General features: G+C 69.8%; 16 protein-coding genes. 4 read left to right on the top strand and 12 right to left on the bottom strand.

The window, feature by feature from the left end; genetic code table 11:
• The first annotated feature begins 1 nt into the window (after nucleotide 1).
• Nucleotides 2–424 (top strand): hypothetical protein, encoded by a 423-nt coding sequence (locus ACW172_RS08585; protein ID WP_112863181.1) that lies wholly within the window; start codon nucleotides 2–4, stop codon nucleotides 422–424.
• On the top strand, nucleotides 425–1630 hold the full coding sequence (locus tag ACW172_RS08590; RefSeq protein WP_105625181.1) for an acyltransferase family protein: 1206 nt from the start codon (nucleotides 425–427) through the stop codon (nucleotides 1628–1630).
• Here the strand turns inward: ACW172_RS08590 and ACW172_RS08595 are convergent, their stop codons facing one another.
• On the bottom strand, nucleotides 1631–2269 hold the full coding sequence (locus ACW172_RS08595; protein ID WP_240612159.1) for a Fur family transcriptional regulator: 639 nt from the start codon (nucleotides 2267–2269) through the stop codon (nucleotides 1631–1633).
• 66 nt (nucleotides 2270–2335) lie between these two features.
• On the opposite strand from ACW172_RS08595, the gene ACW172_RS08600 reads away from it, so the two are divergent.
• Nucleotides 2336–4492, top strand: a complete 2157-nt coding sequence (locus ACW172_RS08600; protein ID WP_183197508.1) for a heavy metal translocating P-type ATPase — start codon at nucleotides 2336–2338, stop codon at nucleotides 4490–4492.
• Between the two features lie 73 nt (nucleotides 4493–4565).
• Here the strand turns inward: ACW172_RS08600 and ACW172_RS08605 are convergent, their stop codons facing one another.
• From ACW172_RS08605 to ACW172_RS08655, 11 genes are all read right to left on the bottom strand, one after another.
• Entirely contained in the window at nucleotides 4566–4886 is a 321-nt protein-coding gene (locus ACW172_RS08605) for a hypothetical protein (RefSeq protein WP_035307574.1), read from the bottom strand.
• Nucleotides 4887–4938: 52 nt separating this feature from the next.
• A complete protein-coding gene (locus ACW172_RS08610) occupies nucleotides 4939–5406 on the bottom strand; it encodes a DUF411 domain-containing protein (protein WP_035307575.1) in 468 nt (155 codons plus the stop codon).
• Nucleotides 5407–5559: 153 nt separating this feature from the next.
• Entirely contained in the window at nucleotides 5560–7566 is a 2007-nt protein-coding gene (locus ACW172_RS08615; protein ID WP_230307679.1) for an NAD(+) synthase, read from the bottom strand.
• Nucleotides 7567–7757: 191 nt separating this feature from the next.
• The gene (locus ACW172_RS08620) at nucleotides 7758–8429 is read right to left on the bottom strand and encodes a class I SAM-dependent methyltransferase (RefSeq protein ID WP_230307678.1); all 672 of its coding nucleotides are present in this window, start codon (nucleotides 8427–8429) and stop codon (nucleotides 7758–7760) included.
• Between the two features lie 39 nt (nucleotides 8430–8468).
• Entirely contained in the window at nucleotides 8469–9173 is a 705-nt protein-coding gene (locus ACW172_RS08625; protein ID WP_052004914.1) for a helix-turn-helix transcriptional regulator, read from the bottom strand.
• A gap of 36 nt (nucleotides 9174–9209) precedes the next feature.
• Complete coding sequence (locus ACW172_RS08630) at nucleotides 9210–9527, bottom strand: hypothetical protein (RefSeq protein WP_135194148.1); 318 nt, start codon at nucleotides 9525–9527, stop codon at nucleotides 9210–9212.
• A gap of 297 nt (nucleotides 9528–9824) precedes the next feature.
• Nucleotides 9825–10235, bottom strand: coding sequence for a copper-binding protein (locus tag ACW172_RS08635; RefSeq protein ID WP_035307582.1), 411 nt, complete (start codon nucleotides 10233–10235; stop codon nucleotides 9825–9827).
• Entirely contained in the window at nucleotides 10232–13384 is a 3153-nt protein-coding gene (locus tag ACW172_RS08640; protein WP_112863184.1) for an efflux RND transporter permease subunit, read from the bottom strand. The genes ACW172_RS08635 and ACW172_RS08640 overlap by 4 nt, the downstream gene beginning before the upstream one ends.
• Nucleotides 13381–14682: an efflux RND transporter periplasmic adaptor subunit gene (locus tag ACW172_RS08645; protein ID WP_112863185.1), complete on the bottom strand. Its 1302-nt coding sequence runs from the start codon at nucleotides 14680–14682 to the stop codon at nucleotides 13381–13383. The genes ACW172_RS08640 and ACW172_RS08645 overlap by 4 nt, the downstream gene beginning before the upstream one ends.
• The gene (locus ACW172_RS08650; protein WP_135194144.1) at nucleotides 14679–16037 is read right to left on the bottom strand and encodes a TolC family protein; all 1359 of its coding nucleotides are present in this window, start codon (nucleotides 16035–16037) and stop codon (nucleotides 14679–14681) included. The genes ACW172_RS08645 and ACW172_RS08650 overlap by 4 nt, the downstream gene beginning before the upstream one ends.
• Nucleotides 16038–16152: 115 nt before the next feature.
• Nucleotides 16153–16515, bottom strand: a complete 363-nt coding sequence (locus ACW172_RS08655) for a hypothetical protein (protein ID WP_088582514.1) — start codon at nucleotides 16513–16515, stop codon at nucleotides 16153–16155.
• Between the two features lie 172 nt (nucleotides 16516–16687).
• Between ACW172_RS08655 and copC the strand changes: the two genes are divergently transcribed.
• Entirely contained in the window at nucleotides 16688–17050 is a 363-nt protein-coding gene (gene copC, locus ACW172_RS08660; protein WP_088582513.1) for a copper homeostasis periplasmic binding protein CopC, read from the top strand.
• Nucleotides 17051–17056 lie beyond the last annotated feature (6 nt).

Here is a 17056-nt window from a genome sequence, read left to right on the forward strand (position 1 = left end):
CATGGCCGGCAAACGCTTCACCGTGCGCGGCCGGAGCATTCGTTGGCGGGAAGGCCGCTATCGCCAACGAGGTAGGCGGCGGCTCCAGGCGCGCCCGCTGAAGCCACGGCCCGTGCTCGATACGCTCGTCGCCATCGGGGTCAGCCTGTTCGCAGGAGGCCTGGTCTTCTGCATGGCCCTTCTGCTGCTGGGCGCACACAAGGTGCCGCTGCATTTTGGTTACGGGGCCATTCTGGGCGGCGTGATCGGCTGCTCGTTTGTGTTTGGACCCCGCGATAGGCCCGGACTGATGGTCGTCGGAGGCTTGGTCGTCGTTTGGGTTTTGGGAACGGCCGTCCTCTACGCTTCGCGAGACCAGATCGTCCTGCGTCCACATGAGCACCGCAGCGCCGCCGCCAAGTCTGCGCCACGGAAGGCTGACTGAATGCCCGAAGCCGCGCTGACCGAGCCATCGCCTCGCCCCGTCCGGATCGCGCGCGGCGGCTGGCTGGACGCGCTGCGTTTTATCGTAGGGGCGCTGATCATCCTCTACCATTTCCGCGAGGCCGCGCCTGTGCCTCTCGGACAATTGCATCCAGTCTTCGAGCGCGGCTATCTGCTCACCGACTTCTTCATCATCGACTCCGGCTATGTCCTGGCCCGCATCTACGGTGATCGCCTCGCGTCCGGACAGGCCTCGCTGCGCGCCTATGCGCGCCAGCGCCTGCTGCGGGTCATTCCGGCCCACCTGGCGGTCAGCCTCGTCCTGGTGCTGCTCGTCGGCGGCGCCGCCCTGGCCGGGATCGCGCCCAGCAATCCGCGCTGGTTCGACTGGTCGCAACTGCCCGCGCAGGTGCTACTGGTCCAGGCCTATGGCGTGCCGGGCGGGCAGGGGTGGAACGCCCCGACCTGGACCCTCTCGGCCCTGATCGGCTGCTATCTCCTGCTGCCCTGGATCTGCCGCGCCCTGTGGCGCTGGCCGCCGGTCGCAATGGTGATCGGCGCGACGCTCCTCGTCGTCGCCGCCGATATCGCCGCCTCGCTGTGGCTCGGCGATCCGATCTACCGCCTGCCGATGCGCTACGGCATCCTGCGCGCCCTGCCGCTCTTCCTGCTCGGAGTCGCGGCGGCCTTCTACGGTTCGCGGGTCTGTGTCGCGCCGCACCGGGCCAGGGCGATCGGCCTCGCCGCCGCCTTCGCGCTCGTGGGGCTGCAGGCCTTCGGCGCCTTCAGCCTGGTGTCGCTCGGCCTGATGACCGTGATCATCTGGGCCGCCGGCGCCGTGCCGGTGCGCAGTCCTTCACGGCTGATCGAGCATCTGGCCCTAATGTCGTTCTCGATGTTCCTCACGAATGAGGTGAGCCGCATCGTCTGGTTCGGCCTGCTCGACGCCCTTGGACAGGAGGCGTGGTCGTCCGGCGTTCGCTGGGTCCTGTGGGCGATCGGCTTGGTCGGGGCGTTCGTGGCCGCCGCCGTGTTTCGCTACGGCTTCGACCGACCGGTCCAGACCTGGCTTAGTCCGTCCCGACGGGGGGGGGCGACCCGAATGTCGGCCGCCGCCACCGAACGGGCCATGGAACTGGCCGCGGGCCCCGGCGTCGCCGCGGCCGGGCGCCCGGGCCAGGCCGTCATCGACCCGCCGCGGGCTTGATCAGGGGCGCGGCTCAATGCTTGCGGGCCCGGACCCCGCGGCCGCCTCCGGCTCCGTCTGGAGGACCGGATCCCGGGCGGCGCCGGGGCGCGGCGGGCGGCAAGCCGAACACAGACCCTGGCCTTCGAGCGTGATCCGTTCGATCTCGTAGCCCGCCGCTGTCGCGGCCGCGTTCAGCGCAGCCAGGTCGGGCGCGGGAACCTCGCGACAGGAGCCGCAGCAGTCGCACAGCAGGTAAAGGGCCGGCGCGCCGGGCCGCTCGGGATCGCAGGCCACGTAGGATTTGAGGGTGGAAAGACGATGAACCAGTCCTCGGGTCTCGAGGAACTGCAGCGCCCGATAGACCGTCGCAGGCTTCGCGACGCGGGCCTCCCGGTGATACGTCGCCACGAGATCATAGGCCTTGGCCGGAGAGCCCGCGATAAGCAGGAGCTCCAGCACCCTGCGCCGGGGGCGCGTCAGCCTGTCCCCAGCGGCGGCCACGCGGGCGGCGGCTGCGCCCAAAGCGCGTTCCACCTGTGCCGCCGTCGGCGGCGCGGTCTCCCGGTCGTGCGGACAAGGCGAGGTCATCAACGGGCTGGGCCCGGCCTCCAGGTTCAGCGGACGGCGCCCTTCACTCCAACCGAACGGCGCGCTCATTTTTAGCTTGCATCTACAGTCGCTGGAGGAGGTAGCCTTGCCCTGTAGAGATCACAAGGAACAGACATGACGGCGCAAACCCTCGAAAGCCGATACCGGGTGACCGGGATGGATTGCGCCAGCTGCGGCCGCAAGATCGACACGGCGATCCGCAGGCTGCCGGGCGTCGAGGACGTGTCGGTGGCGGTGCAGACCGGCGTGCTGAAGATCAGGCATGACGGAGACCTCGCTGACGAAGCGGTCCTGCAGCAACTGCGCAACCTGGGCTACAGCGGGGAAGCGGCCTCGCCGACGTCCGGATCCGTTGCGGCGCCGGCCGGCCCGCCTCCGGCGGCCGCCGGGGCCGGGGGCGCCCCGTGGTGGTGGACCGGGAAGGCGCGCCTCACCGCGCTCTGCGGCCTGGCGCTGCTGTCCGCCTATGGACTGGGCACGCTGTTCCCCTCCCTCGAACGATACGCCTTCCTCGCCGCCCTGGCCGTGGGGTTGATTCCGATCGCGTCGCGCGCCTTTTCGGCGGCGCGCCACGGCACGCCCTTCTCCATCGAAATGCTGATGACCATCGCCGCCGTCGGCGCCGTCTTCATCGGGGCCGCGGAAGAGGCCGCCGCCGTCGTCCTGCTGTTCCTCGTCGGCGAAATGCTGGAAGGGGTGGCGGCCGGACGCGCGCGCAAGAGCATCCAGGGGCTCGCCGCCCTCGTGCCCAAGACCGCCTTCGTCGAGGTGGACGGCGTGACCACGGAAGTCGCCGCCGAGACCGTGGCGGTGGGCGCGGTCATCCTGGTCCGGCCCGGAGACCGCGTTCCCGCGGATGGCGAGATCATCGAGGGCGCGGGAGACCTCGACGAGGCCCCGGTGACGGGCGAGAGCGTGCCCAAACGCAAGGTCGTGGGCGATCCTGTGTTCGCCGGCACGATCAACGGCGGCAGCGTCCTGCGGGTGCGCGTGACGGCCTCGGCCTCGGACAACACCATCGCCCGGATGGTGCGTCTCGTCGAGGAGGCGCAGGAATCGAAATCTCCGACCGAACGGTTCATCGACCGCTTCTCGAAAATCTACACGCCGGGCGTGCTCGTGTTCGCCGCCCTCGTCGCGGTCACGCCGCCGCTGCTGTTCGGCGGAACGTGGAGCGAATGGATCTACAAGGGCCTCGCCGTGCTGCTGATCGGCTGCCCCTGCGCCCTGGTCATATCCACGCCGGCCGCCATCGCCGCCGGCCTGTCGGCGGGCGCCCGGCGCGGCCTGCTAATGAAGGGCGGGGCCGTGCTGGAAACGCTCGGCAAGATCACCGCGATCGCCTTCGACAAGACGGGGACCTTGACCGCCGGCAAGCCCGTCGTCACCGACGTCGTCGCCGGGACGCGGGACGCCTCCGCCCTGCTGACCCTGGCGGCCGCGCTGGAGACGGGATCAAGCCATCCGCTGGCCCTCGCCATCCTGGCCCGAGCCGAGGCGGATGAGATCACGGCGCCGCCGGCGTCGGCCACCCAGGCCATTGCGGGGGAGGGCGTCGAAGGCGAGGTCGGCGGCGAACGCATATTCCTCGGCTCGCCGCAGGCCGCGGCCCGGCGCGCGCCGATCTCGCCAGCCCAGGACGCAGCCATCGCCGCCCTCAACGCCGAGGGCAAGACGGTGTCCGTCCTTGTCGCCGCAGGCGGGGTGGCCGGGTTCCTCGCCATGCGTGACGAGGCGCGGCCCGATGCGGTCCAGGGTCTGGCCGACCTGAAGGCGCGGGGCATCCGCACCGTCATGCTGACGGGCGACAATCGCCGCACGGCGGAGGCGGTCGCCGCCGGGCTGGGCATCGAGCCCCGGGCCGAACTGCTGCCGCAGGACAAGCTGGTGATCGTCAAGGCGCTCCAGGCCGAAGGTCTGGTGGTCGCCAAGGTCGGGGACGGCATCAACGACGCCCCGGCCCTGGCCCAGGCGGATGTCGGCATCGCCATGGGCGGCGGCACCGACGTGGCCCTGGAGACCGCGGACGCCGCCGTCCTGCGCGGCCGGGTCAGGGACATTCCCGACATGATCGCCCTGTCCCGCGGGGTGATGGGCAATATCCGGCAAAACATAACCATCGCCTTGGGATTGAAGGCCGTCTTCCTGGTCACCACCGTGATCGGAGTGACGGGCCTGTGGCCCGCCATCCTCGCCGACACCGGAGCCACGGTCCTGGTCACGGCCAACGCCATGCGCCTGCTGCGCTGGACGCCGCGTCGACAGGCCTGACGGGAGAGAGCCGGGCTCGAAGGGCCGCGCCGGGAGGGATCCGGGTCAGCCCCTGGCCAGCGAAGGTCAGGGATTATCCGGCGCCGCGCAACCCTGCCTCCGCTCGCGGATTGCATCCCGACACGGCAAGCGACGCCGGAGCGGAGCGCAGGGTGTCATGGGCGAACAGACTGGCGATCAACCGGATGTCGATGGCGAGCGCCCCGACACCGCGAGGACCCGCGGCGAGACTGATCCGGACGCTCCCGCGACGCCGCCGAAGCTCCATATGACGGGCAGGGGTCTCAGCCCGGCCGAGTATCGCGCCCAGCACGGCGGTCACCCGCATCAGGCTGACTTTTCGCGAGGCGCCGATGGCGGCGACGACCCGGCGGAAGCGGCTGGGGCGGGCCAACCCGACAGGCCGTGAACCGGTCGCCTGACGCCCTCCGGCCGCGGGTCGGCGGTCAGGTGCCGTTGTGTCGGCCGAACACGCGGGTCGAGCCGTCGTTGAGGATCAGCACCGTCGTATAGGGTTCGCGGCCGGCGGCCTCCATGCCCGGCGAGCCCGCCGGCATGCCGGGCGCGCTCAAGGCCCTGGCGGCGGGGCGTTCGCTGAGCAGCCGATCGACATCGCCGGCGGGGACGTGGCCTTCGATGGCGTAGGCGCCGACCACCGCCGTGTGACACGAGGCCAGCCGGTCCGGAACGCCGTGCTGCGCCCGGATCGGAGCCAGATCCTCGCGCTCGACGACCTCGACGGTCCAGCCGGCCTGGCGCATGTGCGCGATCCAGCCGCCGCAGCAGCCGCACCAGGGCGTCTTGTAGGCGGTCATCCGCTTCGGCGGCGCGGCGAGGGCCGGGCCGGCGAAGGCGAGGGCCGGCAGCGCCGTCAGAAGGGCGCGTCGGGAGGGGGAGGGCGAAGAGGCGGGCATGACGGCATCCTGGCGAGCGAGGCGACGATCCTAGCCGGATCGCCGGGCGTTGACGACGCTGACGATGTCGCGGGCCGCCGTCAGGCCTGGCGCCCCCAGGACGCGAGCAGACCGCCCTGGCCCGAAAACCGGCGGGGCGTCGTGCGGGGCGAACTATGGGACATTGCGCTTCAGGTCGTCCAGCCAGACCCGGGCGCTCGCGTCCGAGGGCGCCCGCCAGTCGCCGCGCGGCGAAAGGTTGCCGCCCGAAATCACCTTGGGGCCGTTCGGCATGGCGGAGCGCTTGAACTGGCTGAGGGCGAAAAACCGGGTGACAAACACCTCCAGCCATTGCTTGATCGTCGGCAGATCATAGGCGGCGCGCGAGGCGGCCGGGAAGTGGGCCGGCCACGCCCCCGCCTCGAGATCCCGCCAAGCGTGCCAGGCCAGGAAGGCGACCTTGGAGGGACGCAGGCCGTAGCGCGTCAGGTAGAACAGGTTGAAATCCTGCAGTTCGTAGGGCCCGATCCTGGACTGCGTGCTCTGAAGCGCGTCCGCGGCGGCCTGCGGCACCAGCTCGGGCGAGATCTCCGTGCCCAGCACGCCAAGCAAGGTCGCCGAGGCCGCCTCGTCCAACTGCCCGGTGGCCGCGACCCAGCGGATCAGGTGCTGGATGAGGGTCTTGGGGACCGAGCCGTTGACGTTGTAGTGGCTCATGTGATCGCCGACGCCGTAGGTCTGCCAGCCCAGCGCCGACTCGGACAGGTTGCCTGTGCCGAGCACCAGGCCCTCGCGCTGGTTGGCGAGCCGGAACAGGAAGTCGCTCCTCAGCCCGGCCTGGACGTTTTCGAAGGTGACGTCGTAGACCGGTTCGCCGCGGGCGAACGGGTGGCCGATCGCCTCCAGCATCGTCCGCGCCGCGGGCCGGATGTCGATCTCTTCGCCCGTCACCCCGAGGCTTCGCATCAGGGCCCAGGCGTTGCGCTTGGTGCCCTCGCTGGTGGCGAAGCCGGGCATGGTGAAGCCCAGGATGTCCGTGCGCGGACGGCCCAGGGCGTCGAAGGCCTTCGCCGCGACCATCAGGGCGTGGGTGGAGTCGAGGCCGCCGGAGACGCCGACCACGACGCGCCTGACGCCCGCCGCGTCGAGGCGCTTGGCGAGGCCCTGCACCTGGATGTTGAAGGCTTCATAGCAATCCTGGTCCAGCCGGGCCGGATCGTCCGGCACGAACGGAAACCGGTCGTGCGGCCGCAGCAGCCCGATATCGACGTGCTCCGCCGCATGCTCGAAGGCGATCCGCCGGAAAGCGTGCTCGGGGTGGCCGGCGGCGGCGGCGGCGTTGTTGAAGGTGGGCGTCCGCAGCCGCTCGAGGCGCATGCGTTCGACGTCCACGTCCGCCACGGCCATCTGGGCGACGTCCGGGAAGCGGCGGGTCGCGGCCAGCAGACGGCCGAGCTCGTGGATGGTCGCCTGCCCGTCCCAGGCCAGGTCGGTGGTGCTCTCGCCGGGCCCGGCCGCGGCGTAGAGGTAGGCGGCCTGGCATCGCATCGACTGCGAGGCGCAGAGCAGCGCGCGCTCGTCGGCCTTGCCGACCACGATGTTGGACGCCGACAGGTTGCAGAGCAGGGTGGCTCCCGCCAGCGCCGCCAGGGTCGAGGGCGGGGTGGCGGCCCAGAAGTCCTCGCAGAGCTCCATGTGGAAGACGAAGTCCGGGACGTCGCTGGCCTCGATGATCAGGTCGGTCCCGAACGGCGCCCTCTGCCCGGCGACGGCGATGTCCAGGCCGCGCACGCCGGCGCCGGGGGCGAACCAGCGGTTCTCGTAATACTCCCGATAGTTCGGAAGGAAGCTCTTGGGCACGACCCCCAGGACGCGGCCCCGGGCGAGGGCGACGGCGCAATTGTAGAGCCGTCCGTTGCGGACGAGGGGCGCTCCCACCACCAGCACCGGCTGCAGGTCCCGGCTCGCCTGCACGAGCTCGGCGAGCGCGGCGTTCACCGCCTGAAGGAGGGCGTCCTGGAGCAGGAGGTCGTCGATCGCATAGGCGGACAGGCCCAGCTCCGGAAACAGCATGAGGTCGGCGCCGCGGGCGTGTCCCTCCCGCGCCAGTTTCAGGGTCTCGAGGAGGTTGGCCGCCGGATCGGCCACGGCGATGCGCGGCGTGCAAACCGCCACACGCACGAACCCCTGCGCCCGGTTGGAATAGAGTTCATGCGCTCGGCCTCCTTTGGCGTCGACCGGTACAGGAGCGGCCCGGCGCCCGGCAAGTTGCGCCCTCCGTCGCGCGCCGCGGCCGCCCGAGCTCGGGCCCGCCGTCATCGCGGGCAGGCGGAGCTCGCTGTCGAGGGCGTCGCGGCGCCCCCGACGGCGGCCTACGGCCGCACGGCCGCGTAGAGGGAGATCGACCCGGTCGGGGTGGGAATCCGCCGCGTCTCGCTCACGGCCTCGAAGCCGGCTTCGCGCATGAGGTCCGGGAGCACGCCGAGCGCATTGGGCTCGGTGTGCTCGAAGCCGTCCAGCATCTGAACCTGCCGGAAGAGCAGGCGCATCAAGGGATTCGCCTGGCGGCCGGCGTCGGCCATATGCAGCCGGCCGCCGGGTCGAAGCGCGCCCAGGCAGGCGGCGAGGATCGCCCGCTTCACGGGCATCGGGCATTGATGCAGCACCAGGCTCGAGACCACCTTGTCCGCGGCCGCGCCCGGCAGGATCGCGGTCAGCGCGTCCCCGTAGCCGGCTCGCCATTCCACGTGGACCCCGGCCCGGCGAGCCTTGTCGCGCGCGATCTCCAGCACCGCCTTGTCGGGATCGACGCCGATGAGGCGCGATCCCGGCGACGCCGTCTTGAGCTGGATCGCGAAGGTCCCGGTGCCGCAGCCGACGTCGAGGATTGTCTCGCCAGGCTGCGGATCGGCTTCCGACAGCAGGGCGCACCGCCAGCGACGCTCCCGGGTCATGACGGCCAGCACCCTGTCGTAGGCGCCGGTGAGCTCGTGGCGACCGAGCGCGGGGACGAAGTCTCTGTCCTGGTTCATGGCGACGAGCATCGCCTGGATTCGGGCTCGCCGCTTGAACGAAGCGGCTGCTCAGCCGGAGGGGACCAGGCGCCGCGGCTGCACCCCGAACATCGCCTTCATCGTCCGCGCGAGGTGCGCGCCGTCGGAGAAGCCGGCCTCATGGGCGGCGGTGGTCACGTCGACCCCGCCCGCCAGCAGTGTCGCCGCAAGCTGCAGCCGCCGCCAGAGGACGAACCGCTTGAACGACAAGCCTTGCGCTTCGGCGAAGACGTGACGGAACCGGTCGGCCGACAAACCCGCGCGGCCCGCAGCCGCATCGAGCCGCACGGGGCCTTCCGAGAGCGCGGCGTCGATGAACGTCAGGACGCCGGCCATCCAGGACACCGCGGGCGCGGCCGGCTCGCCTCCGGCTCCGCCCGCCTGGTCCGACCAGAACCGCCGACGGCCCTCGGCCGCCAGCACGTGGGCGCTGGACGCGCGGACGAGCACGGCCCGAAGCGCCGCGCGCGCCTCCACGCCCAGACTTCCCGGCTCGAAAAACAGGATCTCGGCCTGCGCCGCGGCGCCGAGCCGATGGCCCACGAGCGGATCGACGAGAAACGCCGTGGCGCGAAGGACGCGGCCGCCCGCAGTCTCGACGGCGATCGGCCGGTCGGCGAACACCGCCTGCGCCGCGAGGTGCCGGTGAAGCGCGTTGTCGCCGACCGCGCCGCGCCACCGCGCCCAGCCCGGGCCGATCTGCAGACCCCCGCGCCAGGCGCCGTCAGGGCTCACCGGCGCGCCACAGGCGGGAAACGACGCCGGATGGGGTCAGTCACGGTCCCGGCCCCCGGATCGGCCGCGGCGATCTCGCTCGTCGCGGCGGTCGGATCGCGCGGGCTCGTCGGCGTCGTCCTCGAGGCGCTCTTCCCGCGCCCCGGACGCCACGCCGGCGGGACCGATTCGCCAGCTCACGACGGCGACCACCAGGAGCACCAGCAGCAGGGCGGCGGCCACCGAGCCCCGGCGGGACCGCCCAAGAAGATCCGACGCGGGCGCCCGTCGTTGAGGAGTCAGATCGATGGACCTCAGCAGGCACGACAGGCGTGCCTCGCCCGACCTTGAGGGCATTCCGTTCATGTCGCTCATGTCACCCACCTCCTTCAAGATCGAACTCGGGTACTCCAAGGCGAGTTCCAACGCTGCGGTCCCTCAGTCCACGGTTCGGCTTGTTCGCACGACATCCCCGCGCCGAGCGCCGCCTCGAAGCCCATTCGGGTTCGGACCGAAACAACTCGGACAGTCGGCACTGTCCATCTTCACGCCGCTTTGAAGCCGTCTGCTGAACCCATAAAGGCTCGACGCGGCGGAGAAGCCAAAGGTTCCCCGCCGCGTCGTCAACCCGGACGCCGCCGCCCCGTGCGACGACAGTCCGGCAGCAGGGGATTACTGCGGCCGAATCGCCTTCACTTCGCCCGCGCTGCCTGTAACGACCAGATCAAACTCGACCCGGTCGCCGACCTTCGCCTGGTCAATCAGGGCGGGTGACGCCGCGAAGCCCATGGTCATCGCGGGCCATTCCAGACTGGCGATCGGCTCGTGCTCGATCGTGATCTTGCCGCCCTCCGCGTCGATGGCCGAAATCACCCCGCGCGCGGTCGCGGACTCCTCTCCGGCCGCCGACGACATGGCGTCCATCTCCGCGGGCGCCGCGGGGGCAACGGCGGAACCGGTGGCGGCTGGGGTTTCCGTCTCCGTCGCCGGCTGCTGACTGCAGGCCGCCAGGGCAATGACCGCCCCGGCTGACAGGCTCAGGCCGAGGGCGAGCCTGGCCGACTTCACGAACAGGTTTTTCATAGGGTAGCTCCTTGGGTGGGGGTTTGGGTGGGACGTGATTTCCGGCGTCTCAGGAGGAGATAGCCGGCTGGGATGACGAGCATCGACAGGAGGGGCGCGGTGATCATGCCGCCAATGACTGGCGCCGCGATCCGGGTCATGATCTCCGACCCCGCGCCGTGGCCGATCAGGATCGGGAACAGACCGCCCAAGATCACGGCGACCGTCATCGCCTTGGGCCGGACCCGCAGAAGGGCGCCCTCGCGAACGGCCTCCTCGACCTGCTCCCGGTCGGGATCAGGTCCTCGATCCTTCAGCGCATGTTTGAGATAGATCAGCATCACGACGCCGAACTCCGCCGACAGGCCAGCGAGGGCGATGAAGCCAACCCCGGTCGCGACCGACTGATCGAAGCCCATCAGATAGAGCAACCAGAAGCCGCCGGTCAGGGCGAATGGCAGGGTGCCCATGATGAGGAGGGCTTCGTCGAAGCGCCCGAAGGTCAGATAGAGCAGGATGAAGATGATCACGAGCGTGGCCGGAACCACGATCTTTAGCCGCTCGGCCGCCCGTTCCAGATATTCGAACTGGCCGGAGTAGGCGATGCTGACGCCCGGCGCGAGATCCACCTCGCTGGCGACCGCCTGACGCAGATCGGCGACGACAGACGCGAGGTCGCGCCCCCGAGTGTCGACATAGACCCAGGTGGTCAGCCTGCCGTTCTCGGACTTGAGCATCGGCGGGCCGTCCGCGATCTGGATATTGGTGACCGTGCCAAGGGTGATCTGCTGGCCCGACGGCGTCAGCATCGGCAGGGCGCGCAGTTGCTCCAGACTGTCGCGCAATTCTCTCGGGTAACGGACGCTGATCGGATAGCGGGCGAGCCCCTCCACCGTCTGTCCGATCGTCTCGCCGCCCACGGCGCCCGATACGATCGATTGGACATCGGCGATGTTCAGGCCGTAGCGGGCCGCCGCGCGCCGGTCGATGTCGATGTCGACATAACGCCCGCCGGTCAGGCGTTCGGCCAAGGCGGAGGTCACGCCCGGTACGGTCCTGGCGACATCGGCCACCTGGGCCGCGATACGGTCCATCGCGGCCAGGTCAGAGCCGGACACCTTGACGCCGACGGGGCTCTTGATGCCCGTCGCCAGCATGTCGATGCGATTTCGGATGGGAGGGACCCAGACGTTGGACAGTCCGGGGACCTGAACCGCGCGATCGAGTTCTTCGATCAGTTTTTCCGGGGTCATGCCCGGCCGCCATTCATCGCGCGGCTTGAACTGGATGGTGGTCTCGAACATCTCCAGCGGAGCCGGATCCGTGGCGGTTTCCGCCCGGCCCGCCTTGCCGAACACGGTCGCCACTTCGGGCACGGTGCGGATCATCCGGTCCGTCTGTTGCAGCAGTTCCGCGGCCTTGGCCGGGGAGAGACCCGGCTGGGCCGAAGGCATATACAGCAGGTCGCCCTCGTCCATCGCCGGCATGAATTCGCCGCCGAGCTGGCTAAGAGGCCAGGCGGTGGTGGCGAAGATCAGCAAGGCTGCCACCAAGGTCTTTCTGGGATGATGCAGCACCCAGTCCAATGGCCCGCGATAGATGCGCGTGAGCCAGCGATTGATCGGATTGCTCTGTTCGGCCGGGATCCGTCCGCGGATCAGATAGCCCATCAGAACCGGCACGAGAGTGATGGACAGGATCGCCGCCGCCGCCATCGCATAGCTCTTGGTAAAGGCTAGGGGCGCGAACAGCCGGCCCTCCTGGGCCTGCAGGCTGAACACCGGGATGAACGACAGGGTGATGATCAGCAGGCTCAGGAACAGCGCGGGGCCGACCTCCACGGCCGCCTCGGTGATGACCTTCCAGCGATCTTCGCCCGCCAGCTTTTCATCCGGGTGATCGTGTTCCCATCGTTCGATGTGTTTGTGGGCGTTCTCGATCATGACCACCGCCGCATCCACCATGGCGCCGATGGCGATGGCGATGCCGCCCAGCGACATGATGTTGGCGTTCACGCCCTGAAGATTCATGATCAGGAAGGCCGCCAGGACGCCCAGCGGCAGGGTCAGGATGGCGACCAGCGCCGACCGGGCGTGCCAGAGGAACAGGCCGCAGACCAGGGCGACGACTATGAACTCCTCGATCAGCTTGCCGCTCAGATTGTCGATCGCCCGGTCGATGAGCTGCGAGCGATCGTAGGTCGTCACCACTTCGACTCCCGGGGGCAGTCCGGCTTTGAGCGTCTCGAGTTTCTCGGTCACGGCCGCGATCGTGGCGCGGGCGTTTGCGCCGGATCGAAGGATGACGACGCCGCCCGCGACCTCGCCTTCGCCGTTGAGCTCGGCTATGCCGCGTCTCATCTCCGGGCCGATCTGGATGGTCGCGACATCCCCGAGGCTGATCGGCACGCCTCCAGCCGCCGTGCGGAGCGGCACGGCCCGGAAGTCGTCGAGCTCGGTCAGATAGCCGTTGGCGCGGATCATGTATTCGGCTTCGGCGAGCTGGAGCACCGAGCCGCCCGTCTCGCCGTTGGCGCGCTGGAGAGCGTCCACCACCGCCTGATGGGTGACGCCGTAGGACGCGAGCCTGACGGGGTCGAGCACCACCTGGTATTGCCGCACCATGCCGCCCAGGCTGGCGACCTCGGCGACCCCCGGCACGGTCTTCAGCTCGTAGCGGAGGAACCAATCCTGCAGGCTTCGCAATTGCGCCAGATCGTTGCGGCCTGTGCGATCGACCAGGGCGTATTCATAGACCCAGCCTACGCCGGTGGCGTCCGGACCAAGTGCCGGTTGGGCGGTCGCGGGAAGCCGCGCCTGCACCTGGCTGAGGTATTCGAGGACCCGGGAACGCGCCCAGTAGAGGTCCGTCCCATCTTCGAACAGCACATAGACGAAGCTGTCGCCGAAGAAGGAATAGCCTCGAACCGTTCGCGCGCCGGGTACGGACAGCATGGTGGTCGCCAGAGGATAGGTGACCTGGTTCTCGACGATCTGGGGCGCCTGCCCCGGGTAGCTGGTGCGAATGATGACCTGCACGTCCGACAGGTCCGGCAAGGCGTCGACCGGCGTACTGCGAACCGCGAACAGGCCGGCGGCGAGCAGGGCGACGGCGGCCATAAGGACGAGGAAGCGCCCCTTGACCGAGGCGCGAATGACCGCGGCGATCATTGGCTCGACCTCCCGCGCGAGGCGGGCGCGGCCATGGATGCGCCCGTTGGGGCGGCGGTGGCGGGCCGGGACGTCGGGCCGATCGGCCGCGCCGTTACGCCTGACAGGCTGGCTTCGGAATCGATCAGGAACTGCCCCGACGCGACGATCCGTTCGCCTTCCCTGAGACCGGCGAGGATCTCGGTTTGCCCCCCGGCTTCTCGCCCGACACGGACCTCGGCCGGTTGATACCGGCCTTCCGGCCGGGCGAGCATGACAATGTCCCGTTCACCCGTTCGGATCACCGCCTCGGTCGGCACGAGCAACGCCGTCGTCGAACCGCCGCCGAAGGTGATCCGGCCGAACATGCCGGGGCGCAAACGGCCCCCGCGATTGGCCATTTCGATCCGTCCCGTGACCGTGCGGCTGTCGCCGACGAGTTCCGGCAACAGGGCGGTCAGACGACCCGTGAACCGCTCTCCCGGGAACGCGGTCAAAGCCACCTCGACGGACTGTCCGACCCTTAGCCGGCTCCCCAGCGCCTCCGGGATGGCGGCATTGACCCAGACGGTGGCCAGGCCGTTGATCTCGGCCAAGGTCATGCCTTGGGTCACGCTCATGCCGGCGCGCACGCCCAGGGTCTTGATCACGCCGCCAGTGGGCGTTGAGATCGTGATCGTGTTTCGCGCCCGCCCGCTGCGCTCCACCGAGGCGATCAGGCTCTCGGACATGCCCATCAGCACCAGTCGCTGCCGCGCCGCCTGGATCAGGGGCGTGTTGCCGGTGCGCCGTACGGCCAGATATTCCGTCTGGGCGCCGCCCCAGGTCGGGATGAGCAAATCGACCAGAGGCGCGCCCGCAGCGATGACATCGCCCGGCGCGCGGTTGTAGACTCGCTGCACGAAGCCGTCGGCCCGCGACTGGACCACGGCGATGTCGCGTTCATTGTAATCGACCACCGCCGTGGCGCTCAGATCGCCCTCAAGGTCGCCACGGCGAGCCGTGGCATACCGGACCCCCAAATTCTGGGCCAGCGCCGGATCGATTCGAACGCCGGGGGTGGCGGTCGTTCCCCCCTCATCGGCATATTTGGGGATGGTCTCCATGTTCATGGACGACTTCCCCGGCCCCGGGTAGCGTTCGTTTGGAACCATGGGATCGTACCAATAGAGGATCTCGCGCTCCCCTCCCCCCTCGGCGGTCTCACCGCCGGCCCCATCCAGCCGCGGAGCGACGACGATGCCGGCCCCGACGCCGACCCCGACCAAAAGAAGCGCGCCCATGGCGATGCCCAGGCGTTTGTTGCGAAGGGCGTTCATCGGTCGTCGTTCCCATAGGTGAGAGTGATCTCGACCACTTGACGCATCACGGCGGCCTCGCGATCGAGCGTGTCGAGCCGGGCGTTGGCCACGGCGGTGAAGGCTTCGAGAACTTCAACGATGCCCGCCCGACCCGCCGCATAGCTCGCGGTTTCGAGATCGGAACGCTGAAGGACACTGGGCAGAACGACGTCGCGCGACCGGACCCATTGATCGTGAGCGGTCGCGTATTCGGCCAGGGCGCTTCGCAGCGACGCGGTCAACACGCGCTCAGCGTCCTCACGCTCGGCGGTGACCCGCAGCGCATCAGCGGCGCGCGCGGCGATGACGGGATCCTGCCTTCGACCGGGAAAGATCGGCAGCCGCACGCTCGCTCCGACGGAGAACAGATCGCCGAACCGCTCATCGCGGCGGGCGTAGCTGGCTTGGAACGACCAGTCCGGGCGACGTCCGGCGCGGGCCAGGTCGACCTCGGCTTCGGCGCGGCGCGCGGCGGCTCCATAGGCCCGCACGGTCGGCAGCTGGGCGATGCCGTTCCGCAAGGCGGTCAGGTCGAGATCGTCCTGCGGCGGCGGGCCAACCGTCTCGGGATCGGCGTCGCCCGTCCACCGGGCGAGTTCGGCTCGCGCCTTCTCGATGTCGGCGGCGAGACTGCTGCGGCGATCGTCAAGATCGGCTTTGAGCTGAACGGGCCCGAGAGCGTTGGCGGGCCGATAGGCGCCGGACGCGACTCCGGCCGGGGCGGCGTCCCACAGGGGTTGCAACGTCGCCAGCAGCTCTTCCAACGCCGCAAAGCGGCGTTCGGCATAGAACAGGTCGATCCACGCAAGGCCCACGGCGACCCGGACCTCTCGTCGCGCGACGGACTCCTCAGCGCCGGCGACGCCGATCGCCGCCTCGGCGATGTCTCGCTCGGCGCGACGACGCGCGCGGCTGGGCACCTCCTGCTCGACGCCGATCCTGAGCATGGTGAAGTCTTCATCGAATTGCCCCGCGAACGGCCCGGTCACCGGATATCCGTCGAGACCGACGGAGAGCCGGGGGTCCGGCAGAAGCCCCGCTGCCGGAACGGCCGCACGAGCGGCGTCGACACCCAATGCGCTGGCGCGCAGACTGGGTGCGCTGAACGCCGCGCGGGCCAGGGCCTCGTCGAACGTCTGGGGGTCAGCCTGGGCCGGCGCGGTCCAGACGCTCAGGAGCAGAACGGAAGCGGGAAGGATCGCCCAGCTTGCGGTTAGCTCACGGCACCGGGTGGGCGCCGAAGCCTCGGCTCGCCGCGTCGTGACGCGCGGCAGGCGGACACGGGGCGGCTGACAAGCAGACGCGCGTGTCGCCGTCCTCAAACGAATGGTCATGAAATTCCTCGAAACCATCGGACCCGCCGTGAGGGCAGGACACCGGCGAAGGGCTCAGATCGATCGGTTACCGCGGCGTAACGTCGCGCACGGCCTACCGTTCAGCGAAAGCGTTCTAAGCCAGCCGTTTCGGCGGATTCTTCAGTGGAAGCGGGCCTGCGCCCTCTCGCACGACATCGACGGCTGCGAACCGGAGTCCCCGCGGAGCCGAAGGCCGTTGAACGGTCGGCGCCGGCGGCATGGGCGCCGCGACGGCGGCGCAGCCCATCTTGGCGATGCAGTCGGGCGTCATCTCGTCGCAAGGGCTAGTAGCGCCGCCGGAAGGCCCGTCCGCCATCACCATCATCTCGGCGCAATCCATGTCCGCCATGCCGCCCGTCGCTTCGAATACCTGGAACGGCGTGGCGTGCGCGGACGACTGGCCGACGAAGCCGGCCACCGCCAGGGCGAACAGAAGGGTGCGGACGAGGTTCCACATGCGCGTTCATCCCACGCCCGTCGGCCGGCCGTGTCAAGCGACCGACGGGCTGGCGTCGGGCGCGCGCAACGCAATGCTCCGGATCAGCGCGCGCCCGCCCGCAGTTCGAACGAGGGATTCAACCCCGGCGCCCGTATAACTCATTGAACCCCTCTGGTTTCGGAGCCTCCCTATGACCACTCGCAAAATCCTTTCCGTCGTCGGCGCCGTCGGCGCCCTGCTGTTGGGGGCGACGCAGGCTGCCGCCCACGCGCGCGTCGTCGCCTCCAACCCGGCGGCGAGCGCGAGCATCGCCTCGCCGCGTTCGCTGACGGTCACCTTCAGCGAACGCGTCGTTCCCGCTTTCTCGGGCCTCGAGGTCGTGAACGCCGCCGGTGCCAAATTCCCGGTCGCGACCACCGTCTCCGATGACGGCATGACCGTTTCGGGACGGACGGCGCGACCGCTCGCGGCCGGCGCCTACAGCCTCAACTGGCACGCCGCCTCCGCAGACGGCCACCGTATGACCGGCGCCATCGCCTTCACGGTGCGCTGACCCATC

The sequence above is a fragment of the Brevundimonas sp. ALps5 genome, from assembly GCF_058681645.1.

What these genes read in the sequence shown, in the direction of transcription:
- ACW172_RS08595 (WP_240612159.1), bottom strand. Translation starts at nt 2,269, where the DNA reads ATGAGCGCGCCGTTCGGTTGGAGTGAAGGGCGCCGTCCGCTGAACCTG.
- ACW172_RS08585 (WP_112863181.1), top strand. Translation starts at nt 2, where the DNA reads ATGGCCGGCAAACGCTTCACCGTGCGCGGCCGGAGCATTCGTTGGCGG.
- ACW172_RS08640 (WP_112863184.1), bottom strand. Translation starts at nt 13,384, where the DNA reads ATGATCGCCGCGGTCATTCGCGCCTCGGTCAAGGGGCGCTTCCTCGTC.
- ACW172_RS08610 (WP_035307575.1), bottom strand. Translation starts at nt 5,406, where the DNA reads ATGCCCGCCTCTTCGCCCTCCCCCTCCCGACGCGCCCTTCTGACGGCG.
- ACW172_RS08630 (WP_135194148.1), bottom strand. Translation starts at nt 9,527, where the DNA reads ATGAGCGACATGAACGGAATGCCCTCAAGGTCGGGCGAGGCACGCCTG.
- ACW172_RS08590 (WP_105625181.1), top strand. Translation starts at nt 425, where the DNA reads ATGCCCGAAGCCGCGCTGACCGAGCCATCGCCTCGCCCCGTCCGGATC.
- ACW172_RS08650 (WP_135194144.1), bottom strand. Translation starts at nt 16,037, where the DNA reads ATGACCATTCGTTTGAGGACGGCGACACGCGCGTCTGCTTGTCAGCCG.
- copC (WP_088582513.1), top strand. Translation starts at nt 16,688, where the DNA reads ATGACCACTCGCAAAATCCTTTCCGTCGTCGGCGCCGTCGGCGCCCTG.
- ACW172_RS08600 (WP_183197508.1), top strand. Translation starts at nt 2,336, where the DNA reads ATGACGGCGCAAACCCTCGAAAGCCGATACCGGGTGACCGGGATGGAT.
- ACW172_RS08645 (WP_112863185.1), bottom strand. Translation starts at nt 14,682, where the DNA reads ATGAACGCCCTTCGCAACAAACGCCTGGGCATCGCCATGGGCGCGCTT.
- ACW172_RS08635 (WP_035307582.1), bottom strand. Translation starts at nt 10,235, where the DNA reads ATGAAAAACCTGTTCGTGAAGTCGGCCAGGCTCGCCCTCGGCCTGAGC.
- ACW172_RS08620 (WP_230307678.1), bottom strand. Translation starts at nt 8,429, where the DNA reads ATGCTCGTCGCCATGAACCAGGACAGAGACTTCGTCCCCGCGCTCGGT.
- ACW172_RS08655 (WP_088582514.1), bottom strand. Translation starts at nt 16,515, where the DNA reads ATGTGGAACCTCGTCCGCACCCTTCTGTTCGCCCTGGCGGTGGCCGGC.